The sequence below is a fragment of the Iodidimonas sp. SYSU 1G8 genome, from assembly GCF_039655775.1.
Taxonomy (GTDB): Bacteria; Pseudomonadota; Alphaproteobacteria; order SMXS01; family SMXS01; genus RI-34.
Genome location: NZ_JBBYXJ010000001.1, coordinates 2191823 through 2217760, shown reverse-complemented (window position 1 = coordinate 2217760; position 25938 = coordinate 2191823). Strand labels below are relative to the sequence as shown.

At 65.9% G+C, this 25938-nt stretch carries 26 protein-coding genes; 16 read left to right on the top strand and 10 right to left on the bottom strand.

Going from position 1 to position 25938, the window contains the following annotated elements; genetic code table 11:
* Position 1: 1 nt before the first annotated feature.
* Positions 2-2845, bottom strand: a complete 2844-nt coding sequence (locus WJU17_RS10435; RefSeq protein WP_346327263.1) for a monovalent cation/H+ antiporter subunit A — start codon at positions 2843-2845, stop codon at positions 2-4.
* 117 nt (positions 2846-2962) lie between these two features.
* On the opposite strand from WJU17_RS10435, the gene WJU17_RS10430 reads away from it, so the two are divergent.
* From WJU17_RS10430 to WJU17_RS10420, 3 genes are all read left to right on the top strand, one after another.
* Positions 2963-3430: a hypothetical protein gene (locus tag WJU17_RS10430; RefSeq protein ID WP_346327262.1), complete on the top strand. Its 468-nt coding sequence runs from the start codon at positions 2963-2965 to the stop codon at positions 3428-3430.
* Positions 3427-4233 carry a hypothetical protein gene (locus tag WJU17_RS10425; RefSeq protein WP_346327261.1) on the top strand — a complete coding sequence of 269 codons (807 nt, stop codon included), beginning with the start codon at positions 3427-3429 and terminating at the stop codon, positions 4231-4233. Before WJU17_RS10430 ends, WJU17_RS10425 begins: the two co-directional genes overlap by 4 nt.
* Positions 4234-4455: 222 nt before the next feature.
* Complete coding sequence (locus WJU17_RS10420) at positions 4456-5388, top strand: hypothetical protein (RefSeq protein ID WP_346327260.1); 933 nt, start codon at positions 4456-4458, stop codon at positions 5386-5388.
* 216 nt (positions 5389-5604) lie between these two features.
* Here WJU17_RS10420 and acnA read toward each other — a convergent pair whose 3' ends face one another.
* Positions 5605-8295 (bottom strand): aconitate hydratase AcnA, encoded by a 2691-nt coding sequence (gene acnA, locus WJU17_RS10415; RefSeq protein ID WP_346327259.1) that lies wholly within the window; start codon positions 8293-8295, stop codon positions 5605-5607.
* 145 nt (positions 8296-8440) lie between these two features.
* Here acnA and ccmA point away from each other — a divergent pair, with 145 nt between their 5' ends.
* Genes ccmA through WJU17_RS10365 form a run of 10 tightly spaced genes read left to right on the top strand, consistent with a single transcriptional unit; the run spans position 8441 to position 15785 of the window.
* On the top strand, positions 8441-9085 hold the full coding sequence (ccmA, locus tag WJU17_RS10410; RefSeq protein ID WP_346327258.1) for a heme ABC exporter ATP-binding protein CcmA: 645 nt from the start codon (positions 8441-8443) through the stop codon (positions 9083-9085).
* Positions 9082-9735: a heme exporter protein CcmB gene (gene ccmB / locus WJU17_RS10405; RefSeq protein ID WP_346327257.1), complete on the top strand. Its 654-nt coding sequence runs from the start codon at positions 9082-9084 to the stop codon at positions 9733-9735. Before ccmA ends, ccmB begins: the two co-directional genes overlap by 4 nt.
* A 46-nt stretch (positions 9736-9781) precedes the next feature.
* Entirely contained in the window at positions 9782-10513 is a 732-nt protein-coding gene (locus WJU17_RS10400) for a heme ABC transporter permease (protein ID WP_346327432.1), read from the top strand.
* The gene (gene ccmD, locus WJU17_RS10395) at positions 10513-10680 is read left to right on the top strand and encodes a heme exporter protein CcmD (protein ID WP_346327256.1); all 168 of its coding nucleotides are present in this window, start codon (positions 10513-10515) and stop codon (positions 10678-10680) included. The genes WJU17_RS10400 and ccmD overlap by 1 nt, the downstream gene beginning before the upstream one ends.
* Complete coding sequence (gene ccmE / locus WJU17_RS10390; protein ID WP_346327255.1) at positions 10670-11134, top strand: cytochrome c maturation protein CcmE; 465 nt, start codon at positions 10670-10672, stop codon at positions 11132-11134. The genes ccmD and ccmE overlap by 11 nt, the downstream gene beginning before the upstream one ends.
* Complete coding sequence (locus tag WJU17_RS10385; RefSeq protein ID WP_346327254.1) at positions 11131-13104, top strand: heme lyase CcmF/NrfE family subunit; 1974 nt, start codon at positions 11131-11133, stop codon at positions 13102-13104. Before ccmE ends, WJU17_RS10385 begins: the two co-directional genes overlap by 4 nt.
* Positions 13101-13631 carry a DsbE family thiol:disulfide interchange protein gene (locus tag WJU17_RS10380; RefSeq protein ID WP_346327253.1) on the top strand — a complete coding sequence of 177 codons (531 nt, stop codon included), beginning with the start codon at positions 13101-13103 and terminating at the stop codon, positions 13629-13631. The genes WJU17_RS10385 and WJU17_RS10380 overlap by 4 nt, the downstream gene beginning before the upstream one ends.
* Positions 13628-14086: a cytochrome c-type biogenesis protein gene (locus tag WJU17_RS10375; RefSeq protein WP_346327252.1), complete on the top strand. Its 459-nt coding sequence runs from the start codon at positions 13628-13630 to the stop codon at positions 14084-14086. Before WJU17_RS10380 ends, WJU17_RS10375 begins: the two co-directional genes overlap by 4 nt.
* Positions 14086-15210 carry a c-type cytochrome biogenesis protein CcmI gene (gene ccmI / locus WJU17_RS10370; RefSeq protein WP_346327251.1) on the top strand — a complete coding sequence of 375 codons (1125 nt, stop codon included), beginning with the start codon at positions 14086-14088 and terminating at the stop codon, positions 15208-15210. The genes WJU17_RS10375 and ccmI overlap by 1 nt, the downstream gene beginning before the upstream one ends.
* A 20-nt stretch (positions 15211-15230) precedes the next feature.
* Positions 15231-15785 carry an NUDIX hydrolase gene (locus WJU17_RS10365; protein ID WP_346327250.1) on the top strand — a complete coding sequence of 185 codons (555 nt, stop codon included), beginning with the start codon at positions 15231-15233 and terminating at the stop codon, positions 15783-15785.
* Between the two features lies 1 nt (position 15786).
* Here the strand turns inward: WJU17_RS10365 and WJU17_RS10360 are convergent, their stop codons facing one another.
* The 8 genes from WJU17_RS10360 to WJU17_RS10325 all read right to left on the bottom strand — a co-directional run bounded on the left by WJU17_RS10360 (position 15787) and on the right by WJU17_RS10325 (position 23256).
* Complete coding sequence (locus WJU17_RS10360) at positions 15787-16347, bottom strand: septation protein A (protein WP_346327249.1); 561 nt, start codon at positions 16345-16347, stop codon at positions 15787-15789.
* Complete coding sequence (gene ftsY / locus WJU17_RS10355; protein WP_346327248.1) at positions 16344-17297, bottom strand: signal recognition particle-docking protein FtsY; 954 nt, start codon at positions 17295-17297, stop codon at positions 16344-16346. The genes WJU17_RS10360 and ftsY overlap by 4 nt, the downstream gene beginning before the upstream one ends.
* Entirely contained in the window at positions 17294-18553 is a 1260-nt protein-coding gene (gene mtaB / locus WJU17_RS10350) for a tRNA (N(6)-L-threonylcarbamoyladenosine(37)-C(2))-methylthiotransferase MtaB (protein WP_346327247.1), read from the bottom strand. Before mtaB ends, ftsY begins: the two co-directional genes overlap by 4 nt.
* A complete protein-coding gene (gene dapF, locus WJU17_RS10345; RefSeq protein ID WP_346327246.1) occupies positions 18550-19383 on the bottom strand; it encodes a diaminopimelate epimerase in 834 nt (277 codons plus the stop codon). Before dapF ends, mtaB begins: the two co-directional genes overlap by 4 nt.
* 49 nt (positions 19384-19432) lie before the next feature.
* Positions 19433-20896 (bottom strand): DASS family sodium-coupled anion symporter, encoded by a 1464-nt coding sequence (locus WJU17_RS10340; protein WP_346327245.1) that lies wholly within the window; start codon positions 20894-20896, stop codon positions 19433-19435.
* A 107-nt stretch (positions 20897-21003) separates the two neighbouring features.
* On the bottom strand, positions 21004-21804 hold the full coding sequence (locus tag WJU17_RS10335; RefSeq protein ID WP_346327244.1) for a type II CAAX endopeptidase family protein: 801 nt from the start codon (positions 21802-21804) through the stop codon (positions 21004-21006).
* 78 nt (positions 21805-21882) lie between these two features.
* Entirely contained in the window at positions 21883-22593 is a 711-nt protein-coding gene (locus WJU17_RS10330; RefSeq protein WP_346327243.1) for a CPBP family intramembrane glutamic endopeptidase, read from the bottom strand.
* Positions 22594-23112: 519 nt separating this feature from the next.
* Positions 23113-23256: a hypothetical protein gene (locus tag WJU17_RS10325; RefSeq protein ID WP_346327242.1), complete on the bottom strand. Its 144-nt coding sequence runs from the start codon at positions 23254-23256 to the stop codon at positions 23113-23115.
* Between the two features lie 280 nt (positions 23257-23536).
* On the opposite strand from WJU17_RS10325, the gene ffh reads away from it, so the two are divergent.
* The 3 genes from ffh to rimM all read left to right on the top strand — a co-directional run bounded on the left by ffh (position 23537) and on the right by rimM (position 25933).
* Positions 23537-24886 (top strand): signal recognition particle protein, encoded by a 1350-nt coding sequence (ffh, locus tag WJU17_RS10320; protein WP_346327241.1) that lies wholly within the window; start codon positions 23537-23539, stop codon positions 24884-24886.
* 99 nt (positions 24887-24985) lie between these two features.
* The gene (rpsP, locus tag WJU17_RS10315) at positions 24986-25387 is read left to right on the top strand and encodes a 30S ribosomal protein S16 (protein ID WP_346327240.1); all 402 of its coding nucleotides are present in this window, start codon (positions 24986-24988) and stop codon (positions 25385-25387) included.
* Between the two features lie 3 nt (positions 25388-25390).
* Complete coding sequence (rimM, locus tag WJU17_RS10310) at positions 25391-25933, top strand: ribosome maturation factor RimM (protein ID WP_346327239.1); 543 nt, start codon at positions 25391-25393, stop codon at positions 25931-25933.
* Positions 25934-25938: the final 5 nt, after the last annotated feature.

Here is a 25938-nt window from a genome sequence, read left to right as displayed (position 1 = left end):
GTCAGGGCCTCGCCATGCCAGCGGAAGGATCGTGGTCCATGGGGGTATCCGGTAGTTTCTGATGTTCGGCGAGACGGCCGACGCGGGACAGGGTGGCGAGCGCCAGCATCACGGCGCCGACGACGGTGAGGAAGACGCCGATATCGAACGCCATGGCGGTCGCCAGCTCGAAGGTGCCGACGATGGGCAGGGTGACGTAGCCGAAATCCGAGGTCAGGAACGGCCGGCCCGCGAACCAGGCACCCACGCCGGTGAGGCCGCCGGCCAGGATGCCCCAGCCGATGAAGCCGTGATAGTCGGCCTTCATCCGGTTCTGCGTCCAGGTAAAGCCCGAGGCCATGTACTGCATGATCAGGGCGATGGCGACCATCAGCCCGGCGATGAAGCCGCCGCCCGGCTGGTTGTGGCCGCGCAGGAAGATGTAGACGCCGACCAGCAAGGCGAGCGGCAGCATGACGCGGGTGGCGACCACCATCATCAGCGGATGATGATCCTTCGAGCGGGCCTGATCGGGTATCCAGCGCGCCAGCCGGCGGCCCGCCGCGCCGGTACCGACGCTGCTGATCAGCGCGAAGATGGCCAGCGCCGCGATGCCGAGGACGATGATCTCGCCGAAGGTGTCGAAGCCGCGGAAGTCGACCAGGATGACGTTCACCACGTTGGTGCCGCCGCCGCCCGTGTAGGAATTGGCCAGGTGATAGTCGGAGATGGAGGTGAAATCGCGGGTCATGACGCCGAAGACGGCGGCGCCGACGCCGAGGCCGACCATGCCGGCGAGCACGGCGTCGCGCGTGCGCCGCACGACCGAGCTTTCCACCGGGCTTTCATTGGGCAGCAGGTTCAGCGCCAGCAGCATCAGCAGCAGGGTGACCACCTCGACGGAGATCTGCGTCAGGGCGAGGTCCGGCGCCGACAGGTGGATGAAGGCGAGCGAGACGAGCAGCCCGAGGACGGCGACCACGATCAGCGACAGGAGACGCTGGCGGTGCAGCACCACGAGGGCGATGCAGCCGGCGATCAGCACCGCCCAGCCCGCCAGCGCCACGGGCGTCACCGGCAGCATGGGGCGCGGGCCCTGGATGGCGTCGGCGGCGGGAAACACCGCCAGCCCCATGACCACGAGGACGCCGAGGGTGACGGCGATCATGCGCTGGAGCGAGCCGTTGTGGACGGCGTCGGTGAGGCGCGTCGCGGCGCGCACCGCCCGGTCCAGTCCGCCCTCGAACAGCAGCTTGGCTTCGGGACGCGGCGCCTTCAGCCACAGGTCGCTGGCCGCGTCGTGCCGCCACAGCAGCAAAAGGCCGCCGCCGATGGCGATCAGGCTCATGAACAGCGCCGGCGTGACGCCGTGCCAGAGCGACAGATAGTAGTCGGGCAAGGCGCCGCCGATCACGGCCGAGGCCGAGGAGGCGACGAGCGGCCCGGCGATCAGCGCGGGCGCCAGGCCGATCAGCACCACCAGCGCCACCAGCAGCGCCGCCGGCAGCCACATGCCCAAAGGCGGGTCGTGCGGCTTGCTGGGATAGTCGGTGCGCTTGGGCCCGAAGAACACGTGCAGGATGTAGCGGAACGAATAGGCGACCGAGAACAGCGCGCCCAGGGTGGCTACGGCCGGCACCGCCCAGGTGAAATCCGCCCACAGGGTGTTGGCGGCCTCGTCCAGCATCATCTCCTTGGAGATGAAGCCGTTCAGCGGCGGGATGCCGGCCATGGAGGCGGCGGCGACCACGGCCAGGGTGGCGGTGATGGGCATCATGCGCGCCAGCCCGCCGAGGCGGTGGGTGCTGCGGGTGCCGACCTCGTGGTCGACGATGCCGGCGGTCATGAACAGGGCCGCTTTGAAGCTGGCGTGGTTGATGATGTGGAAGACGGCGACCGTGGCGGCCATGGGGGTGCCGAAGCCCAGCAGCATGGTGACGAGGCCGAGCTGGCTGATGGTGGAATAGGCGAGCAGGGCCTTCAGATCGTCCTTGAACAGGGCGAACCAGGCGCCCAGCACCATGGTGACCGCACCGGTGGTGGCGACGAGGTAGAACCATTCGTCGGTGCCCGCCAGCACCGGCCACAGCCGGGCCATGAGGAACAGGCCGGCCTTCACCATGGTGGCCGAATGCAGATACGCCGACACGGGCGTGGGCGCCGCCATGGCATGCGGCAGCCAGAAATGGAACGGAAACTGGGCGGATTTGGTGAAGCAGCCCAGCAGGATCAGGACCAGCGCCGGCAGGTAGAGCGGCGAGGCCTGGATCACTTCGCGCTGTTCCAGAATGACGGTGAGGTCGTAGGAGCCGGCGATGTGGCCCAGGATCAGCATGCCGCCGATCAGCGCCAGCCCGCCGCCGCCGGTGACGGCCAGCGCCATGCGCGCGCCCTGGCGCCCTTCGGGCAAATGGCGCCAGTAGCCGATCAGCAGGAAGGACGACAGGCTGGTCAGTTCCCAGAACACCAGCATCAGCAGCACGTTGTCGGACAGCACGATGCCGACCATGGCGCCCTGGAACAGCAGCAGATAGGCAAAGAAGCGCCCCATCGGGTCCTGGCGCGCCAGATAGAAGCGGGCGAAGACGATGATCAGCAGGCCGATGCCCAGGATCAGCCCGGCGAACAGCAGGCCCAGCCCGTCGAGGAAGAAGGTGACGTTGAGGCCCAAAGCGGGCATCCAGTCCCAGCGGGCCTGGATGGTCTCGCCCGCCAGCACGGCCGGCGCCAGCGACAGCAGCAGGGCAAGGGCGCTGGCGGTGACCAGCCCGGTGGCGATGGCGCAGGCATTGCGCCCGGCCCTGATGAACAGCACGGGCAGCAGGCTGCCGATGAAGGGTAGCAGAACGATCAGGGCAAGGCGCATGAGGGTCCGTGCGTCAGCGGGAGTCGCCGTTGGCGGGGCGATTGGCTCCCCAAGGTACCGGGGGAGGCACGGGGGTCAAGCAAAACCGGTCGGGGGTGGGAGCGGGAGTGGCTCAGATTGGAACTGGAGTGTCATCGCCGCGCCCTTCTACAACAAGCACACTCCGGATCCGTCTGCGAGCTGAAGCTCGCTCGTGTTCGAACTCGGCCCGACAATCAGCTGGTGCTACCAGCGACCACAAATGGTGGAAGTCTGCCGTGCGATACGATAAAATTTATTCAAATTTTTTGGAGTATTCTTATGGGCAAAAAAGGGTTGAACGAGTTGATGCAGAATATGAAGGACCTTGAAAAGGCGATAGCAGCCTTGGACGGCGAAATCACAAACGTTGAATTCGACCCCCATGATCCCCAAAGCATCGACCTTGCGATTCAGCAGGTGGAAGTAGCAATCGACGAACGCGTCGGCGGTTATGGCAGAAGCAATATGATCGAAGGGCTTGTTAGCGAGGTGAAGGAACGGTATCGGCAGGCAATCCTCGACAGTGCTGCTGAGAGCCGTATGAAGCGGGGTGCTGAGTTGTGACGGTCGAAACGGCCCTACGTGAAGTGAATTATGCAGTGTTGGATTTACAGGCTGCTGACTATAATACGTTTGAGCGCCCGCTTAAACGACTTGCATTAGCGTTGAACGCTGATGACTTAAAAATTATAACAGATGATCTGAAGTCAAAAGTAGATTTCGATAAATTTTTAGAGAATTCTAGTCCAGGCGGTGGAATGGCGGGAAGTGCCCGACTCAATTGGCCATCTGTGCGCGAAGAAGAGTTTGGGATAACTATCCATCTTATCGAGCGAGCAGCTAACAATCCAGAGTGGTTTCTCGATTTAGCATTTAGATATTTTTACAGCGGCTCCAAGCTGCTTGGGAATCTTAGAAAGATCGTCTCTTCAGTTATAATACCATTCAACCGTGATTTTTTGGCTTATGTAAATGAAATTTTGCCGCCGCCTCCACAGGAAAACCCGAGCACGTCACCCACTGTAGCTTACAATATTAATAATATGTATAACTCTCCGATACAAAATATTGCCCCCGGGGGGCACGGGGTGCAGGCGACTTTTTACTCATATGACGAACTTGAGAGCATTGTAGCGCTATATAAGCGACATGTTGACGAGCTCGGTCTCGATAAAGCGCAACGTCGGCGAGCTGATGCGCAGGTCGCTACTATCGAAGCCCAACTAATTGATGAGCCTGATCCTACCATTATTAGGGCGGCAGGCAAATCGTTGAAAACGATAATTGAAGGTGCCATTGGTGGGGCAGCTGGTAACGCAATAGCAGCAGCTCCAATCTGGACTCCTCTTTTTTCGATGTTCAGCTAAACATAGATGTTTGACGTGAAAATGCCTCCAGTTTCGAAGTCTTGTCGGGGAGCAGACCTCGAAAGACTCGGACGTAGGCATTCAACTCGTACCCGAATAAGAGCGTTCGCTACAGATAAGGGCATATTAGCTAGCTGATTATACCCTTAGATCGACTGCAACAGCTATCCTTGGTGGGAAGACCGAGCGTCTTGCACTGGGGTTTGGGAAAGGATTCTATTAATGGCAATTTTCGACCTATTCTCCAAGAGACAGGCGGAAGTCAAAGGTACGAGTCAGGCTGATTTTTTTCAGTATGCCCTTATCCCGTCCAGCCTTCGCGTTCAGATCCAACAGATCGCACTTGAGGCGATAGGGGCTGTTGGCTATCGCGGAGATTCCGTACTACGAGCGGACGAGGACAATGGGGCGTGGGGCAAGATCGAGCGTGTGTTTCTTCGCGAAAAAGGTTTGGAAGCTCTGAATTACGAGACCTTTTCCGGCGCACGGATTTTAACCTTCATGCGCGACTGCTCGACCGAAGATTGGCTTGACCTTGTTGAATTGATCGCGACCGGAGTAGGCATGGTCGGAAGCGATGAATTTCGTCAGCATCGACAGAGATGGAGGGTCACTACAGTTGCTGGTCAAGCGATCGAAGAAATCAATTACCGCCTCCAGCAGGCCGGTGTAGGCTATCAAGTGGAAGATTACCGGTTAATCCGCGTCGACAGCCAATATATTCACGTTGAAGTGGTCAAACCCGCCCTTGCCCTCTTGAGCGGCCCCGGTTTTGAAGGACCCCGGCAGGAATTCATCGCCGCTCACACCCACTATCGCGCTGGGGAGCACCGTCAAGCGGTGGCCATGGCGGCGAATGCTCTGGAGAGTACTTTCAAGGCGATCTTCGATCAGAAGGGGTGGACGTATCAAAAAGGAGCGCGCATCTCTGATCTCGTCAAGATCGCGCGCGCCAATGTCCTTTGGCCTGACTATATGGACAATAGCTTCGACCAGTTGCTGGCGACGCTGCAAAGCGGCCTTCCGAAAATTAGAGATAACGACGCTTCTCATGGCCAAGGCTCTAAGCCAAAGGACTTGCCGGCCTATATCTCGGCCTACGCTCTCCATCTAGCAGCAGCAAAGATTGTCTTTATTGCTGAGGCCGCTCGATAGAGAGCAAGCGTGTCCGTACTTAATCGGCATAGACGCGCTCCGGGGCCGTTTCTCGACTTTCGCTATTTTCAACCGAAAAAACCGGCCCACCATGGCCCAGACTGAGATGCTGAGCTAAGACTATTGACCCGGTGTCAGCACACTTGATGAAGGCATGACCTTAAACAAAAAACGGGAGGCCGAAGCCTCCCGTCCGGTCGTCCTTGGCGGAATGAGCTAGGCCGCCTTGGCCAGGTTCTTCAGCACGTATTGCAGGATGCCGCCATTCTTGTAGTAGGCGACCTCGTCCAGCGTGTCGATGCGGCAGGTCAGGGTGGTGACCTTGGTGGTGCCGTCCTCGTAGGTGATGGTCGCGGTCACGTCCATGCGCGGCGTGATGCCGGCGGCCAGGCCGGTCAGCGAGATGATCTCCTTGCCGGTCAGGCCCAGGGACTGGCGGGTCTCGCCGTCCTTGAACACCAGCGGCACGATGCCCATGCCGACCAGGTTGGAGCGGTGGATGCGCTCGAACGTCTCGGCGATCACGGCCTTGACGCCCAGGAGGCGCGTGCCCTTGGCCGCCCAGTCGCGCGACGAGCCGGTGCCGTATTCCTTGCCGGCGACCACGATCAGGGGCGTGCCCTGTTCCTGGTACTTCATGGAGGCATCGTAGATGCTCATGACTTCGCCGGTGGGGATGTAGGTGGTCACGCCGCCTTCGGTGCCCGGGGCCATTTCGTTGCGGATGCGGATGTTGGCGAAGGTGCCGCGCATCATCACTTCATGGTTGCCGCGGCGCGAGCCGTAGGAGTTGAAGTCGGCGGGATCGACGCCGTGATCCATAAGGTACTTGCCGGCGGGGCCGTTCTTCTTGATCGAGCCGGCGGGCGAGATGTGATCGGTGGTGATGCTGTCGCCCAGCAGCGCCAGCAGGCGGGCGTTGGCGATGTCGGCGACCGGGGCCGCGTCGCCGGCCAGGCCTTCGAAGAAGGTCGGCTGGCGGACATAGGTGCTGTCCGGCTGCCAGTCATAGGTCAGGCCGGTCGCGACCTCGATCTTCTGCCAGGCCTCCGTGCCGGCGAACACGTCGGCATAGCGTTCCTTGAACATCTGCGGCGTGACCGACTGCTGCATGGCGGCGGCGATGTCGGCGTTGGACGGCCAGATGTCCTTCAGGAAGATCGGGTTGCCGATCTGGTCGTGGCCGAGCGGCTCGGTGGTGATGTCCTTGCGGATCGTGCCGGCGATGGCGTAGGCGACGACCAGCGGCGGCGACGCCAGATAGTTGGCGCGCACGTCCTGGCTGACGCGGCCCTCGAAGTTGCGGTTGCCCGACAGCACCGAGACGCCGACCAGATCGTTGGCGTTGATCGCCTTGGAGATCGGCTCGGGCAGCGGGCCCGAATTGCCGATGCAGGTGGTGCAGCCATAACCGACCAGGTTGAAGCCCAGCATGTCGAGCGGCTGGGTGAGGCCGGCGCGGTCGAGATATTCGGTCACGACCTGCGAGCCGGGGGCCAGCGAGGTCTTCACCCACGGCTTCACCTTCAGGCCCTTGGCGATGGCGTTCCTGGCCAGCAGGCCGGCGCCGATCATCACGCTGGGGTTGGAGGTGTTGGTGCAGCTGGTGATGGCGGCGATGACCACGTCACCATTACCGATGTCGTAATTGGCGCCTTCGACGGCGACGCGCAGCTCCTTGCTGTCCGCCTTGCCGAAGCTGGTCTCCAGCTCCTTCTCGAAGGACGGGGCGACCGCGGTCAGCAGCACGCGGTCCTGCGGGCGCTTGGGGCCGGCGAGGCTGGGCTCGACGGTGGTGATGTCCAGCTCCAGCGTGTCGGTGAAAACCGGCTCGAGCGAGGTGGAATCGCGCCACATGTCCTGCGCCTTGGCATAGGCCTCGACCAGGGCGACCCGCTCCGGCGCGCGGCCGGTGAAGGCCAGGTAGTTCAGCGTTTCCTTGTTGATCGGGAAGAAGCCGCAGGTGGCGCCATATTCCGGCGCCATGTTGGCGATGGTCGCCATGTCGGCCAGCGACAGCTGATCGAGGCCCGAGCCGTAGAATTCGACGAACTTGCCGACGACGCCCTTCTTGCGCAGCATCTGGGTCACGGTCAGCACCAGATCGGTGGCGGTGGTGCCTTCCTTCAGCCGGCCGGTCAGCTTGAAGCCGACGACTTCCGGGATCAGCATGGACACGGGCTGGCCCAGCATGGCCGCCTCGGCCTCGATGCCGCCGACGCCCCAGCCCAGAACGGCGAGGCCGTTGACCATGGTGGTGTGGCTGTCGGTGCCGACCAGCGTGTCGGGATAGGCGATCTCGGTGCCGTCGACCTTGTTGGTCCAGACGGTCTGCGCCAGATATTCAAGGTTCACCTGGTGGCAGATGCCGGTGCCCGGCGGCACGACGCGGAAATTGTCGAACGCGGTCTGGCCCCAGCGCAGGAACTCGTAGCGTTCCTTGTTGCGGTCCATCTCCAGGTCCACATTGTCCTGGAACGAGCGGTTCTGGCCGAAATGATCCACCGACACGGAATGGTCGATGACCAGATCGACCGGCGCGAGCGGGTTGATCTTCTTCGGGTCGCCGCCCAGCTCCAGCATGGCGGCGCGCATGGCGGCCAGATCGACCACGGCGGGAACGCCGGTGAAGTCCTGCATCAGCACGCGGGCCGGCCGGTACGCGATCTCGCGCTCGGAGGTCTTGTCCTTCAGCCAGTCGCCCATGGCCTTGATGTCGTCGACGGTGACGGTGACCCCGTCCTCGAAGCGCAGCAGGTTCTCGAGCAGAACCTTGAGGGAATAGGGAAGTCGCGTGAAGTCGATCCCCAGGGCCTTGCTGGCCGCGTCGATGCTGAAATAGTCATACGTCTTGTCACCGACCGTCAATTGGCGGCGGGTCTTCAAGGTGTCGTGCCCTGCGCTCACGTCACGCTGCTCCTGAATTGTGTGGTTTCCGGCTGATCGTGCCGGTTTTGCACCAATACGACTCCCTTGCCAACCGCAAAGTTGGACGGGCGCCGGGCAACGGGGATAAGGTCTCGCGCCAGATCAGCGGAGAATTCCTCGCCTCATGCCAAATGCCGACGCCACCGGCCTTGTCGCCGAAAACCTCACCTGCAGGCGCGGGGAACATGAGGTTTTCGCAGGGCTGTCGTGCGGGGTGGTACCGGGCGGCGCGCTGGTGCTGCGCGGCCCGAACGGCGCCGGCAAGTCGAGCCTGCTGCGAGTCCTCGCGGGCTATATCCGGCCGGCCGAGGGTTCGGTGCGCTGGAATGGCGAGGACGCGTGGGCCGATCCCGCCGCGTACCGGGCGCGGCTTCACTATGCCGGTCATCTCGATCCGCTCAAGCCGGTGCTGACGGCGGCCGAGAACCTGGCGTCGCTGGCTCTAGTGATGGGCGGGCCGGCCGATGTGGACGGCGCGCTGGACGCGTTCGGGCTGGCGGCGCTGCGCGACCTGCCGGTGCGCTTCTTCTCGGCGGGCCAGCGGCGCCGGCTCAACCTGGCGCGTCTGCTGGTCACGCGCCGGGCGCTGTGGCTGCTCGACGAGCCGACTGTGGCGCTGGACACAGCCTCGACCGCCCGGATCGAGGCGGCCATCGCCGCGCACCGGGCCGGCGGCGGCAGCGTCGTCATCGCCACCCATATCGGCATCGACGTGCCGGGGGCGCAGGTGCTGGAGATCGCCGGCCGGCGGCGGGCGGTGTTCGCATGAGCGGCTTTTTCGCCATCGTCCGGCGCGACCTGCTGATCGCCCGGCGCCAGGGCGGCGGCTCGCTGCTGGCGGTCGGCTTCTTCGTCATCGTCGCGGCATTGTTTCCGTTCGCCATCGGCGCCGATCCCATGGCGCTGCGGCGGGTGGCGCCGGGGGTGATCTGGGTCGCCGCGCTGCTCGCCACGCTGTTGTCGCTCGACCGGCTGTTCCAGGCCGATTTCGAGGATGGCAGCCTGGACATCCTGGCGCTGTCGCCGCAGCCGCTGTTCGTGACCGTGCTGGCCAAGGTGCTGGCGCACTGGCTGGTGGTCGGATTGCCGCTGGTGATCGCCTCGCCGCTGCTCGGCGTGCTGCTCAACCTGCCGCCGGCGGCGTTTCCGGACCTGCTGCTCGCCGTCCTGATCGGCACGCCGGCGCTCAGCCTGATCGGCGCCATCGGCGCGGCGCTGACCGCCGGAATCCGGCGCGGCGGCGTGCTGGTGCCGCTGCTGGTGCTGCCGCTCTACATCCCGACGCTGATCTTCGGCGTGGCGGCGTCCGGCGCCGAGTCCGGCGGCGAGGCGCTGATGCTGCTGGGCGCGGTCAGCCTGGTTTCGCTGGTGCTCGCGCCGGTCGCCGCGGCGGCGGCGCTGCGGCTCGCGCTGGAATGATCCGACTCCGCTTGCACGTAATCCACGGGACCGCTACATGACTGCCATGTCCGGCTGGCACCGTTTCGCAAATCCCACGCGTTTCGCCCGCCTCAGCGCCCTGGTTCTGCCGTGGGCGCTGGCGCTGACGGCGCTGCTGTTCGCGGTGGGTCTTTACCTGGCGCTGGTCGGGTCGCCGCCCGATGCCAAGCAGAAGGAAACGGTGCGGATCATGTATCTGCACGTTCCCGCCGCCTGGATGGCGCTGGCCACCTATGTGACCATGGCCGTGTTCAGCGCCATGGGCTTCATCTGGCGTCATCCGCTCGCCGACATCGCGGCCAAGAACTGCGCGCCGATCGGCGCCGGCTTCACCCTGCTGGCGCTGGTCACCGGCGCGCTGTGGGGCGCGCCCATGTGGGGCACCTGGTGGGAATGGGGCGATGCGCGGCTGACCTCGTTCCTGATCCTGTTCTTCCTCTATCTGGGCTACATGGCCTTGTGGCAGGTGTTCGAGGACCCGGAAAAGGCGGCGCGGGCCGCGGCGATCCTGGCGCTTGTCGGCCTGATCAACATCCCGGTCATTCACTTCTCGGTGCAGTGGTGGAACACCCTGCACCAGCCCGCCAGCGTGTTCCGCCGCGATGGGCCGACCATCGACCCGGCCATGCTGTGGCCGCTGTTTGTAATGCTGTTCGCGTTCAAGGCGTATTTCGTCTCGGTGCTGCTGTGGCGCATCCGCGCCGAAGTGGCCGAGCGGCGCGTGCGCGCGCTCCAGGCCATGCAGGCGGAAGGCTGATGCCCATGTGGGAGCACGGGTTCTACATCTGGTCGTCCTACGCGGCGGCGGCGATCATCCTGCCGGGGATCGCGCTGGCCAGCTATCTGAAGCTGCGCGCGGCCTTGCGCCGTCAGGCGGTGCTGGAGCAGCGGCTGGAGACCCTGCGAGGCGCCGATGAAGCGTAAGACCCAGCGCATGCTGTTCGTCGCCGCCGGGCTGGCCATCCTCGGTTTCGCCGGCGCGCTCGTGTTTTTCGCCATCGGCGACAATGTGCGCTTCTTCTACAGCCCGGGCGACCTGAAGCAGCTGGCGGCGCCGCCGTCCGCCTCGTTCCATCTGGGCGGTCTGGTCAAGGAAGGCAGCGTGCGCCGGGAAGACGGCATGATCGTCCACTTCACGGTGACGGACATGGCGGCGGAAGTGCCGGTGGTCTACGACCAGAAGCAACATGGGTTGGTGCCCGATCTGTTCGCCGAAGGGCAAGGCGCCGTGGCCGAGGGCGAGCTGGGCGCGGATGGCGTGTTCGTCGCCACCCGCGTGCTGGCCAAGCATGATGAGAACTACATGCCGCCGGAAGTGACGGACGCGCTCAAGCGCTCGGGCGAATGGCAGCGCGACGGCGCGGGATACGAAAAATGATCGTCGAAACCGGCCACTTTGCCCTCATCCTGGCGCTGGTGGTCGCGTTGTTGCAGGGCACCTTGCCGCTGCTCGGCGCCCATCGCGGCAATCCTTACCTGATCGCCTTCGCCCGCCCGGCGGCCTTCGCGCAGCTGTTCCTGGTTTCGATCTCCTTCGCGGCGCTGACCTGGGCCTATGTGGTCTCGGACTTCTCGGTGGTGAACGTGGCGCTCAATTCCCACACCCAGAAGCCCATGCTCTACAAGATCAGCGGCGTGTGGGGGAATCACGAGGGGTCGATCCTGCTGTGGATCCTGATCCTGGCTCTGTTCGGCGCCGCCGTCGGCGCGTTCGGGCGCAACCTGCCGCCGGCCTTCCGCGCCCGCGTGCTCGCGGTGCAGTCGCTGGTCACGCTCGGCTTCATCGCCTTCTCGCTGTTCACCTCCAACCCGTTCGCCCGCATGGACCCGGTGCCGCTGGACGGCGCCGGCCTCAATCCACTGCTGCAGGACCCAGGTCTCGCGTTCCATCCGCCCATGCTCTATCTGGGCTATGTCGGCCTTTCCATCGCCTTCTCCTTCGCCATCGCCGCCCTGATCGAGGGCCGGGTCGATCCGGCCTGGGCGCGCTGGGTGCGGCCCTGGACGCTGGCCGCCTGGTCGTTCCTGACCGCCGGGATCGCGCTTGGGTCGTGGTGGGCCTATTACGAACTGGGCTGGGGCGGCTGGTGGTTCTGGGACCCGGTCGAGAACGCGTCCTTTATGCCCTGGCTGGCGGCGACCGCGCTGCTGCACAGCGCCATCGTGGTCGAGAAGCGCGACACGCTGAAAAGCTGGACCATCCTGCTCGCCATCCTGGCGTTCTCGCTCAGCCTGCTCGGTACCTTCCTCGTGCGCTCGGGCGTGCTGACCTCAGTGCATTCCTTCGCCAACGACCCGGAGCGCGGCGTCTTCATTCTGGCGTTCCTCGTCGTCGTGGTCGGCGGCTCGCTGGCGCTCTACGCCATTCGCGCGCCGTCCCTGCGCCCGACCGGCATGTTCTCGCCCATCTCGCGCGAGACCAGCCTGATCGTGAACAATCTGGTGCTCGCGGTGGCGACCTTCGTCATCCTGTTCGGCACGCTCTATCCGCTGTTCGCCAAGGAGCTGGGCTATCAGGTCTCGGTCGCCGCGCCGTTCTTCAACGCGGTGTTCCCGGCGCTGATGGCGCTGCTGATCCCGTTCATGGGACTGGGGCCGCTGTTGGCCTGGAAGCGCGGCAATCTGCGCGGCGCGCTGAAAAAGTTGCGGCCGGCGCTGCTGCTGGCGGTCATCGCCGGCATCGCCGTGGCGCTGCTGACCGAGGGGCCTTTCTGGGCCAGTCTCGGCGTCGCCTATGGCGTCTGGCTGACGGCGGCGGTGCTGACCGAATTCGCCCAGCGCATCAATCTGTTCCGCGCGCCCGGCCAGGCGCTGCGCCGCGCGCTGGGCCTGCCGCGCGGGTCGTGGGGCATGATTATCGCTCATCTGGGCATCGCAGTGATGATCTTCGGTATCGCCGTCTCCAGCGCCTGGCAGCGCGAGGAAATAACCGTCATCGAACCGGGCGACAGCGTGACCGTCGGCGGCTACCGTTTCGTGCTCGACGCCGTGGGGCCGGTGCGCGGCCCCAATTACGCGTCAGTGCGCGGAACTTTTTCGGTCTATGATCATGACAGCCGGTTCATCGCCCGGCTCTATCCGGAAAGCCGACGCTTCAGCAACCCGCCGCAGGAAACCACGGAAGCGGCCATTTATCCGCTCTTTACCGGCGACCTTTACGCGGTGATCGGCGCGGCACAGAGCGACGGGCGCTGGGGCGTGCGGCTCTATCACAAGCCGCTGATCTCGTGGATCTGGGCCGGGGCGCTGATCCTGGTGCTGGGCGGCGCGGTATCGCTGTCCGACCGGCGGCTGCGCGTCGGCGCGCCGCGCGCGGCGAAGGTGCCGGCGGGAGTGCCCGCCGAATGAAGCCGCAGCATGTCCTGCCGCTCGGCATCTTCCTGACCATCGCCGTGGCGTTTGGCGCGGCGTTCTATCTCAATCTGGATCCGTCCGAGACGCCGTTCGCCATCAAGGACAGGCCCGTGCCGGAATTCGACCTGCCGCCGGCCCTGGACGGGACGCCCGGCCTGTCGTCGGCCGACCTCAAGGGACAGGTCACCATCGTCAATTTTTTCGCCAGCTGGTGCGCGCCGTGCCACGAGGAGCATCCGGTGCTGATGCGGCTCGCCGAACGGACCGGCGTCGCCGTGGTCGGGATCGACTACAAGGACAAGCGTCCGGCCGTCGCCGAATGGTTCGCGCGCGACGGCAATCCCTTCAGCCGGGTCGGCTTCGACGAGACAGGCCGGGTCTTCATCGACTGGGGACTGGCGGGCGTGCCGGAAACCTTCGTCGTCGACCGGGCAGGAAACGTGGTGTGGCGCTACCAGGGCGCGCTCAACGAGGCTGTTGTCGCCAAAGGACTCGAGCCCATGCTGGAGAGCCTGAAGTGAGGGCGCTGGCGCTGCTGCTCGCGCTGCTCTGGTCGGCACCCGCCTTCGCGGTCGGCGCCGACGAGACCATGCTGGCCGATCCGGCGCAGGAGACGCGCGCCCGCGAGCTGATGGAGGATCTGCGCTGCCTTGTGTGCCAGAACCAGTCGATCAACGATTCCAACGCCGATCTGGCGCGGGACCTGCGCGTCGTGGTGCGCGAGCGCATCGCGGCGGGCGATGACGACCGGCAGGTGCGGGAATTCATGGTCACCCGTTACGGCGACTGGATCCTGATGAAGCCGCCCTTCAACATCCGCACCGCTTTGCTGTGGCTGGCGCCGGTGCTGCTGCTGCTCGCGGGCGGCTTCGGCGCCTGGGCATTCATCCGCCGCCAGCGGCCCGCCTCGGCGCCCGAACGACTCGATGCCGACGAGCAGGCGCGGCTCGATGCGCTGCTGGGCCGGGACCGCTGATGCTCTACGCCCTGTTCACGCTTCTCGCGGTTTTGGTGACGGTGGTGCTGTGCCTGCCGTTTCTGCGCCGGCGGGGCGGTCTGCCGGATCGCAACGCCTATGACGTGGCGCTGTACCGCAAGCAGCTGTCGGAGCTGCAGGTCGAGCTGGATGCGGGCGTGGTGCCGCGCGAGGAAGCCGCCGCCGCGCGGATCGAGATCGAGCGCCGCCTGTTGCGGGCCTCCGAGCGGCACGAGCAGCCGGGCAGCGCGGCGTCTCCGGCCGGCCAGCGCGGCTGGGCGGTGGCGGTGGCGCTGACGACGGTCATCCTCGCCGCCGTGACCTATGCGGCGCTCGGCAATCCGGGGCTGCCCGACACGCCGGCGGTTCGCGAGGCGGATGTGGCGGCGGAGGACGCGACTCCCGATGAACTGGCCGTCCGCATGGCCGCCGTGATGCGCACGCGCCCCGACGAGATGCAGGGCTGGCTGATGCTCGGCCCGCTTGCCCGTTCGGTGGGCCGTTACGATCTGGCCGCCGAGGCCTATGCCAACGCGGCCCGGCTCGAGCCTGGACGGGTCGAGCACTGGCTGGCGTTGGGGCAGGCCTATGTGGCGCGGGACGCGGGCATGGTCAACCGGGAGGCCCGCGCTGCCTTCGACAAGGCGCTGCTGCTGACACCGGGCGAACCCATGGCGCGCTATTATCTCGGGCTTGCCGATTTCCAGGATCACAAGGACCGCGCCGCGTTCGACCGCTGGACCGCGCTGGCCGCCGACACGCCGCCCGATGCCGCCTGGGCGGAGATTCTCCAGCGCGGACTCGACCGCGCCGCGCGCCGCCTCGGCCTGCCGGCATCCGCTGCAGTCGCGGCGCCCGCGCCGGGTCCCAGCGCCGCCGATGTGGCGGCCGCGCAGGAGATGGCGCCGGAAGACCGCTCGGCCATGATCGAGGGCATGGTGCAGCGCCTGGCCGCCCGTCTTGAGGAAACACCCGAGGATCTGGAGGGCTGGCTTCGTCTCGGGCGCGCCTACACGGTGCTCGAGCGCACGGACGAAGCTGCCGCCGCCTATGCACAGGCGCTGCGGATCGATCCCGGCAATGTCCAGGCGAAGGATGCGCTGGCGGCGTTGAAGGCCGACTGAGGCCGTGCCAAAGTGGCGGCATGGTCCATCATCCCATGCATCTCGACAACTTCACCAAGCGCGTGCCCGATGGCGACAACCGGGACCGGCTGATCTGTGACAATTGCGGCCTGATCTTCTACGACAATCCGAAGATCGTGGTCGGCGCCGTCGTGACCCATGACGGCCGGTTCCTGCTGTGCCGCCGCGCGATCCAGCCGCGCCGCGACTTCTGGACCCTGCCGGCCGGCTTCCTCGAGGAACATGAATCGACCGAGGACGGTGCGCGCCGCGAAGCCTATGAGGAAGCGACGGCGGATATCCGGATCGAGCAGCTTCTGGCGGTCTACAACGTGCCCCGGATCAGCCAGGTGCAGCTGATCTACAAGGCGGTCCTGGACGAGCCGGTGTTTTCGCCGGGAACCGAGAGCCTCGATGTCCGGCTGTTCGCGTGGGACGAGATTCCCTGGGACGAACTGGCGTTTCCCAGCGTCCATTGGGCGCTCAACCAGTTCAGGGAGATCGACGGAAAAGGGCCGTTCAGCCCGTTCACCAATCCGCCGGGCGAGTGGGGCAATCTCGGCGTGAAGAAATAGCCTAAGCCTCGTCGGCGGGCTTTTCCTGGATGGCGTAGCGGTTCATCAGCGGGATCTGCGCCATGGCGAAGACCATGGTCAGGGGCAGGAAGCCGAACAGCTTGAAGCTGACCCAGAACTCCTCGGAGAAATTGCGCCAGACGATCTCGTTCAGCACCGCCAGCGCCGCGAACAGGCAGGCCCAGCGGATGGTCAGCAGCCGCCAGCCCCGGTCGACCATGGGCGGAAACGCCGCCTCGAAGACCAGCTTCAGGAACGGACGGCCGGTCAGCAGGCCGCCGAACAGGATGGCGGCGAACAGGGCATAGATCATGGTCGGCTTCATCTTGATGAAGCGGTCGTCATGCAGCCACAGGGTCAGCCCGCCGAAGATCAGGACGATGGCCAGGGTGATGAGCTGGTTCGCCGGAATGTGCCGGGTCTTGATCCAGTAGACGCTGATCGCGGCCACGGTGGCGACCATGAACGCGCCGGTCGCGATATAGATCTGGCCGGCGAAATAGGCGCCGAAGAACACCACGAGCGGCCCGAGATCGAGCAGCAGCTTCAGTCCGGCGCTCATGAGGCGACTCCCGCGATGGTGTTGGCGAACTCGTTGGCGTCGAAGGGTTGCAGATCCTCGATGCTCTCGCCGACGCCGATGGCGTGGATCGGCAGCTTGAAGCGCTCGGCGCAGGCCACGAGGACGCCGCCGCGCGCGGTGCCATCCAGCTTGGTCATGATCAGCCCGGTCACCTGGGCGACGCTGCGGAACACGTCGACCTGCTGCACCGCGTTCTGGCCGGTGGTGGCGTCGAGGACCAGCAGCGTGTCGTGCGGCGCCGAGGGGTCGTATTTGCGGATGACGCGGACCACCTTGGCCAGCTCTTCCATCAGGCCCTGCTTGTTCTGCAGGCGGCCGGCGGTGTCGATCATCAGCACGTCCACATTGGCCGCGCGGGCCGCGTCCAGCGCTTCATAGGCGACGGCGGCGGCGTCCGAGCCGACCGGCTTGGCGATGACGGGAACGTTGTTGCGCTCGCCCCAGACGGCAAGCTGCTCGATGGCGGCGGCGCGGAACGTGTCGCCCGCCGCCAGCATCACCGATTTGCCCTGGGCGCGGAACTGGCGCGCCAGCTTGCCGATGGTGGTGGTCTTGCCGCTGCCATTGACGCCGACGACCAGGATCACATGGGGCCGGTTGGCCGGGTCGATCACCAGCGGTTTGGCGACGGGCGCGAGGGTCCGGGCGACCACGCTGGCCAGCGTACGGCGGATTTCCTCGGACGAGACTTCCTTGTCCAGACGGGTGCGGCCCAGTTCCTCGGTGACCTTGGCGGCGGTGACCACGCCGAAATCGGCCATGATCAGCACGTCTTCCAGCTCGTCCAGGGTCTCGGCGTCCAGCTTGCGCTTGCCGCTGAGAATGCCGGTGGTGAACAGGCCGCTGATTCCGTCGGAGACCGACGAGGTGCTTTTCTTCAGGCCGTCCTTGAGACGGGTGAACCAGCCTTTTTTCTCGGTGTCACTCACGCGGCGAGCCGCCCCGTCAGCGACAGGCCTTCACGGCCGGTGATGCGGGCGCGGACGATCCCGTCGGCTTCGCCCTCGATCACGATGGGGGCGAAATGCTGGGTGTGGCCGATGCTGACGCCGCCCTCGACCTTTTCGACCAGCACCTCGGCGTCGCGGCCCTGCTGGCGCGCATAGAAAGCATCGCGGCGCTGTTCGCCGCGCAGGCGCAGAATGGCGGCGCGCTCGCGGATCACATCGCCCTTCAGCTGCGGCATGCGCGCGGCGGGCGTGCCGGGCCGGGCCGAATAGGGGAAGACGTGCAGGAAGGCGATGTCGGCTTCATCGACGCAGGCCAGCGTGTTGGCGAACATCTCTTCGGTTTCCGTCGGGAATCCGGCGATCAGATCGGCGCCGAACACCATTTCCGGGCGCAGGCTACGGACCTGCTCGCAGAAGTCGATGGATTGCTGGCGGCCGTGACGGCGCTTCATTCGCTTGAGGATCATGTCGTCGCCCGCCTGGAGGCTCAGATGCAGATGCGGCATCAGGCGCTCCTCGCCCGCGATCAGTTCCATCAGCACGGGATCGACCTCGACCGAATCGATGGACGACAGGCGCAGGCGCGGCAGCGCGGGAACCGCCTTCAGGATCTTGGCGCACAGCGTGCCCAGCGAGGGCGCGCCAGGCAGGTCGGCGCCATAGGACGTGATGTCGACGCCGGTCACGACCACCTCGCGGTAGCCGCTATCGACCAGCAGCTTCACCTGCTCGACGACCGCGCCCATGGGCACGCTGCGGGAATTACCGCGGCCGTAGGGAATGATGCAGAAGGTGCAGCGGTGGTCGCAGCCATTCTGCACCTGCACGAAAGCGCGGGTGCGGCCATCGATGCCGTCGACCAGATGACCGGCGGTCTCGCGCACGGACATGATGTCGTTGACCTGGACGCGCTCGGTCTGGCCGATGCCGAAATCGAATGATCGCGGCTGCAGCTTTTCCTCGTTGCCCAGCACGCGGTCGACTTCGGGCATGCCGGCGAAGGCGGCGGGGTCGGTCTGGGCGGCGCAGCCGGTGACGATGATGCGCGCGTCCGGCTTTTCGCGGCGGGCGCGGCGGATGGCCTGGCGGGCCTGGCGCACGGCTTCGTTGGTGACGGCGCAGGTGTTGAAGATTACCGCGTCGTCGAGGCCGGCGGCCACCGCGTTGCGGCGGATCACTTCCGATTCCAGCGTGTTCAGCCGGCAGCCGAAGGTGACGATCTCGGGCGCGCTCACAGCCGCACCTGTCCGCTGAAGCTGGTGGCGACCGGGCCGCGCATGATGATGCGGTTATCGTCGCCCCAGCTGATCTCCAGCGGGCCGCCATCGAGCCGCACCATCACGGCGCGGCCGGTCAGGCCACGGCGCATGGCCGCGACGGCGGTCGCGCAGGCGGCGGTGCCGCAGGCCTGGGTGATGCCCACGCCGCGCTCCCAGACCCGCAGGCGGATCTCGTCGCCGGAGAGGATCTGGGCGATGCTGACGTTCACCTTCTCGGGAAAGAACGGATCGGTTTCGATGCGCGGGCCAAGACCGGCCAGATCGACCGCGTCGGCGTCCTCGACGAAGAATACGGCGTGGGGATTGCCCACATTGACGCAGCCCGGCGCCGACAGCGGCCCCAGCGCGTAGTCGGCGGCGGCGGTATCGGTTTGGCGCGCCAGGGGAATTTGCGTCCAGTCGAGGCGCGGCTCGCCCATGTCGACCGAGACCAGTTCCTCCTGCACCGCTTCCAGCTCGCAGCGGAGCAGGTCGGCGGCGGTCTCGATGGTCACCTGGTCGCGGCCGGATTCGCTCATCAGCCGGCTGGCGACGCAGCGGGTGGCATTGCCGCAGGCCGAGACTTCGCTGCCATCGGCGTTCTGGATGCGCATGAAGGCGTCGGCCTTGCCGGAGGGCAGGATGGTGATGATCTGGTCGCAGCCGATGCCCAGATGGCGGTCGGCGACGAAGCGCGCCTGTTCGGGCGTCAGGACGAGCGGATGGGAACGGGCGTCGAAGACAACGAAATCGTTGCCCAGCCCGTGCATCTTCACGAAGTCCCGCACTGTAGCCTGATGGTCCATGGCGCCTGCTCGTTCCTGGCGCGGTTATATGGGCCGGGCCCTCGGCGACTCAAGAGAAAACCAAGGGCACCAGCAGCAGGCCCAGCGCCGTGACCAGCGGAATGGCGACCAGGTTCAGCAACAGGCCAGCGCGCATCATCTGCGGCACGGTGACGTAGCCCGATCCGAAGACGATGGCGTTGGGCGGCGTGGCGACCGGCAGCATGAAGGCGCAACTGGCCGCGATGGCGACCGGCGCGGCCAGCATCATGGGGTCCAGGCCGATGCCGAGCGCGAGGGCGCCGACCACGGGGACGAAGGCCGACACGATGGCCGCGTTGCTGGTCAGCTCGGTCACGCCGATGATGATCGTCACGATCACGACCATCAGCGCCAGAAGCGGCCAGGTCCCCACGACCGCCAGATGCACGCTGATCCACGCGGCGAGGCCGCTGGTGCCCATGGCGTCGGCGAGAGCGAGTCCGCCGCCGAGCAGCAGCACGATTCCCCAGGGCAGGCGGCCGGCGCCTTTCCAGTCCATCAGCGTTCCGGCCTGCCCGCCGCCCGCGGGCAGCAGGAACAGCGCCAGCGCGCCGGCGATGGCGATGCCGGCGTCGGAGGCACCGGGGACGGCGTCCTTGAAGAAGCCGCGCAGCACCCAGGCCAGCCCGACCAGCGCCGCGATGGCGGCGACTCGCATCTCCGGCGCGGTGATCGGGCCCATCCGGCGCCGCGCTTCGGCCACATGGGCGCCGGCCTTGTCGGCGTGCGCGAACCGGAAGGGATAGGCGAAGCGGGTCAACGCGAACCAGGACAAGGGCAGCATGATGGCGACGAACGGCATGCCGACCATCATCCATTCGGCGAAACCGACCTCGATATAAAAGGGGGCGCCTTTCAGGATGTTGGCCATGGCCACGTTGGTCGCCGTGCCGATAAGCGTGCCGACGCCACCGATGCTGGCCGCGTAGGCGATGCCAAGCATCAGACAGACGGCGAAATTGGTCTTGTCCCTGTCATCGCCGTCCTCCGCGCTATCGGCCAGCAGCACGCCGATGACGGAAGTTGCGATGGGCAGCATCATCATGGTGGTGGCGCTGTTGGTGATCCACATGCTGAGCAGGGCGGTGGCCAGCATGAAGCCGAAGACCAGCCGGTGCGGCCCGGCGCCGACCTGCGCGATCACCCACAGCGCGACGCGCCGGTGCAGGCCCCAGCGTTCCATGGAAAGCGCGACGACGAAGCCGCCCAGAAACAGGAAGATGATCGCGCTGCCATAGGGCGCGGTCGCGCCCTCGATGTCGGTGATGCCGAGCACGGGAAACAGGGTGATGGGCAGCAGCGAGGTGACCGCCACGTGAGTCGCCTCGGTCGCCCACCAGATCGCCATGATGAAGGCGACCCCGGCGGTGTGCCAGGCGGCCTCGCCAAGACCGGCGGGTGGAGGAAGGACGAGCGTCAATGCCAGCGCGGCGATGCCCGCGACAAAGCCGATGATCCTGGCGCGCGACGCGGCCGGCATAGTTTCCGCCATGATGGACTGTCCCGTTTCGGGCGCGGCTGCGCTGTTTCCCCGCATGCCTTGTAGGAGGCGCGGCGCCCGTGACTCAAGCCAAAAGCTGACTCAAGCCAAAAGCAGGATCACAGACGTTTCAGGACCATGACGTCGACGAGCAGCAGGGTGGCGTTCCAGCTGGCGTGCAGGGCAATGGCGGCGAACAGCGAGCCGGTGCGCACCCGGGCCAGGGCAAAGATCAGGCCGGCGCCGAACAGCACGCCCAGCCCGTAAATCTCGTTGAACCATTCGACGGTGAAGTGGCGGTGGACGGCGGTCCACATGGCGGTGGTCAGCACGATGGCGCCGGCCATGCCGATCCTCGAGCGGGCCAGCCCGGCGAAGATGAAGCCGCGGAACAGGATTTCCTCGAACACCGGCGCGATGGTCACGGCGCTGACGAAGTAGAAGAAGGTGCCGCCGGCGATCAGGCCGCTGCCGACGCCGTCATGGGCCATCACCAGCTCGGGCAGCACCACGAACAGGCAGAAGTACAGCGCCAGCACCCCGATCCACGGCAGCAGCGCCAGATGCGGAATGGGCCGCAGGTCGAGATACTCGCCGAAGCTCACGCCCCGGCGGCGGCGAATGGCCGCGTAGATCAGCACGAGGCCGGCCAGGGCGCCCAGCCAGTAGATATGCATCAGCGCGTCGGTCTCGATCGGCGGACTGAACATGCCGGGCAACTGGAACGAGTCCGGGAACAGGATCGCGAGAACCGGGAACAGATCGACCAGCAAGGTAGCGATGTGCAGCTTGCCCACCAGCCCGACGAAAACGGCGCCGGCGGCGTAGGCCACGCCGACGCCCAGCAGGATCAACGCCGACAGGCCAATGGTGGGCCATCCGCCCCAGTAGCTACTGGAGGCGGGTGCGGGCCTCGTCATTTCGGCGTGGTCGTTGGCCATGTCGGCGCAAAGCGTAACCGGCGGCAGGGCCCGCTGGCAAAGGAAACCCGCCGCTCGTTACAGGCCTGAAAGCGTGATGGACGCCGTGTTGAAAACGGCGTGGAGAACGATGGGCAGGAGGAGCGATCCCGTCACCACCCGCGCGACGCCGAGCAGCACGCCGAAGCCGAACAGCAGCAACATGGTGATGACGTCGTATTGGCTGTGCAGCAACGCCCAGCTCAGCGCCGCGATGGTGATGGCGCCGGACTGGCCCAGCAGTGTCGGCGACAGGCCTTCCATCACGAAGCCGCGGAACAGGACCTCCTCGAACACCGGCGCGACGAAGAGCGTGGCCAGCAGGAACAGCGGGCCGATCGCCGCATTGGCCAGGGGATTGTGCGGCGAGACCACGTCGAAGCTCACACGGGCCATGTTGTCGACGAGCAGCGCGAGAAACAGGTAGCCGACGGTCAGCAGGCTCCAGCGCCAGGCGGTGCCGTTGTCGGTCCAGCGCAGCGCCAGATAATCCGCGACCCGGCCGGGCGCGCGCAGATGCACCAGCTCGGCGGTCATGGCGGTGCCGATGATGCCGCTCAGGATCATGGCCGTCAGCATGGCGTTCGTATCGCCGCCGGCGACGCTGTCCTGCACGCCGCGTCCGGTGACGACGCCGACCAGTCCGCTGGCGATCATGCCCGCGCCGATGAAGATGACCACCGTCAGCCCAAGCGTCGCCCACGGCCCGTAAGGGACAGGCGGCGCGGCTTCTGGCGGTGCGGCGTTCATGGCGCAAGCATACGGAGTGGGCCGGTGCGGCGGCAATAGGGCAGGTGGGGCGAAGCTCCGCGTCCATTGACACCCGGACGGCGCCTTATAAGCTCCCTGATATGTATGGATGGATGATCGTTGTCTTTGCTGGGGTCATTCTCGCCGGTTGTTCCGACGGTTGCGAGAATATCGAAGTCTCGCGGTCCGATTCTCCTGATGGGCGTCATGTAGCTGTGTTGTTCCAGCGTGACTGCGGCGCCACGACTGGCTTAACCACGCAAATTTCGGTCATCGAGACTGGCGACATGCTTCCGAATAAAGGAGGGAACGTATTCATCGCCGATGGTGGGCGAGGGGCCGCCGAGCCGTCGACTTGGGGCGGACCTTGGGCCGACGTGAGATGGTTGACGCCCGACAATCTCGAGATCTCGTACGATCCCCGGTCTCGCACTTTCCAGCAGGCCGAGACGTTTGGAGAGATAGAGGTAGCCTACCGGCCGCAAACGCCTGGCGAATGAAGACTGGGCGTAGGGCGGACTACCGCATCGCGCCGTCCAGCGCCCTCTCGCCGGCACGGCCGATGCTCTGCACATCCTGGCCGGCGCCCTGGACCGTGTTGCAGGCGGTCGCCAGGGTGGCCAGCGCGATGATGGCGAGCCGCTTCAGTATGGTGGAGTTCATGGTCCTGCCCTTCTTTTATTGGCGTTTCTGTCGTTTCGCCGGGAGGATGTGGCGGCGAATTGGGGCGATTTGAAGGTACCTTGGCTGTCCGAGGCGCGATCGCCACGGTTTTCAGGTACCACGGCCAGGCCGCGCCGTGCCCCGCGACGCCAGATCTCTTGACTCAGCCCCGCTTCGCGCCTAGGTTCCGCGCGCTCAACGAAAGCGCCGTGTTTTCGTGTCCAAGGATACCCACCCGTCAGCGAGTGTTCGCCCGCGGGTGGCGTTGGTGTTTGGAAAAATGTTCGAGACGCTGTCAGGCCGTTTAGGCGACATCTTCGATACGCTGCGGGGACGCGGGGTTCTCAATGAATCCGACGTCGGCGCCGCCATGCGCGAGGTGCGCGTGGCGCTGCTCGAGGCCGACGTGGCGCTGTCGGTGGTCAAGGACTTCGTCGAGAAGGTGCGCGCGCGCGCCGTCGGCCAGGAAGTCCTGAAGTCGGTCACGCCCGGCCAGATGGTGGTCAAGATCGTCAATGACGAGCTGGTCGCCATGCTGGGCGGCGAGGCCGAGGAGCTTTTCCTCGCCGCCGTGCCGCCGGTGCCGATCATGATGGTCGGCCTGCAGGGCTCGGGCAAGACGACCTCCACCGCCAAGATCGCCAAGCGGCTCACCACCAAGGACCGCAAGCGGGTGCTGATGGCCTCGCTGGACACGCGCCGTCCCGCGGCGCAGGAGCAGCTGAAGATTCTCGGTCAGCAGATCAACGTGGCCACGCTGCCGATCATTCCCGGCCAGATGCCGCTGGACATCGCCAAGCGCGCCATGGAAGCCGGCCGTCTCGGCGGCTACGACGTGGTGATGCTGGACACCGCCGGCCGCCTGCACGTGGACGAAGGCCTGATGTCCGAACTGGACGCGGTCAAGTTCGCCGCCATGCCGGCCGAAATCCTGCTGGTCGCCGACGCGCTGACCGGTCAGGACGCGGTCAACGTGGCCAAGCAGTTCAACGACCGTCTCAGCGTCACCGGCATCGTGCTGACGCGCATGGACGGCGATGGCCGCGGCGGCGCCGCGCTCAGCATGCGCGCCGTCACCGGCCGCCCGATCAAGCTGGTCGGCACGGGCGAAAAGCTGGACGAGATCGAGGGCTTCCATCCCAGCCGGGTCGCGTCGCGCATCCTGGGCATGGGCGACGTGGTCAGCCTGGTCGAGCGCGCCCAGGAGATGGTCAACGAGAAGGACGCCGAGGCGCTGGTCAAGCGCCTGAAGAAAGGGCAGTTCACGCTCATCGACTATCAGAAACAGCTGCAGCAGATGCGCAAGATGGGCGGCATGGCCGGCATCCTCGGCATGCTGCCGGGCGTGGGCAAGCTGAAGAAGGCGCTGGCCGGCGCGAACATCGACGAGAGCATGCTGGTGCGCCAGGACGCGATCATTAACTCGATGACGGCGCGGGAGCGCGAGAACACCAAGATCATCGCCGCCTCGCGCAAGAAGCGCATCGCGGCCGGGTCCGGCACTTCGGTGCAGGAGGTCAACAAGCTGCTGAAACAGCATCAGCAGATGGCCGACATGATGAAGAAGATGGGCAAGGGCGGCAAAGGCATGCAACTGCCGCCCGGCTTCGACGGTCTGCTGCCCCGTTAGCGCAACAGCAAGGCGGTGGCCATGCGGCCGCCGAGAGACAGAAAACGCCCGTCGCCGGGCAACGACACGAAGAACGATAGAGGAGCGAAGGAAAGCCTCATGGCACTGAAGATCAGACTGGCGCGCGGTGGCGCGAAGAAGCGTCCCTACTACCGCATCGTGGTGGCCGACTCGCGCGCCGCCCGCGATGGTGGCTTCATCGAGCGTCTCGGCAGCTTCAATCCGCTGCTGGCCAAGGACAACGAGCAGCGCCTGACGTTCAACACCGAGCGCATGCAGTACTGGCTGCAGCAGGGCGCCCAGCCCACCGACCGCGTCGCCAAATTCCTGGCCTCGGCCGAGCTGATCGCCGCGCCGGCGCAGAAGAACAACCCGATCCAGGGCAAGCCGAAGGCGAAGGCGCAGGAGCGTATCCGCGCTGCCCAGGCCGCCGAGGAAGCCGCCGCCGCCGCCGCCGCCAAGGCCGCGGAAGAGGCGAACGCCGCCGAAGCGTCGGAGTAAGTCTTGGCTGGCCAGCCCGATACGGGCCTGGTCTGCCTGGGCGCGATCGCCGGGGCGCACGGTGTGCGCGGCGAGGTCCGGGTCAAGGTCTTCACGGAAACCCCGGAAGGCCTTGCCGCCTACGGTCCGCTGACCGGTTCGCCGGGCGGGCGGATCTTTCGGATCCGCAGCCTGCGGTCGGTCAAGGACGGCGCGGTGGTCCGCCTCGACGGTGTCGAGGACCGGGACGCCGCCGAGGCGCTGAAGGGCACGCAGCTGTGCGTGCCCCGCGAGGCGCTGGGCGAGCCGGACGAGGATGACAGCTACTACCACGTGGATCTGATCGGCCTGCGGGCCGAGGACGAGAGCGGGGCGGTGCTGGGGACGGTCAAGGCCGTTCACGATTTCGGGGCGGGCGACATGCTCGACATCCGCCTCGACGAGACCGGCAAGTCGGTGCTTGTCCCGTTCCGGCGGGAAACGGCGCCGGTGGTGGACATCAAGGGCGGACGCATCGTCGTCGTGCTTCTCGATGACGCCGAGGATGAGGAAGGAGAGTCGGCATAGACGCG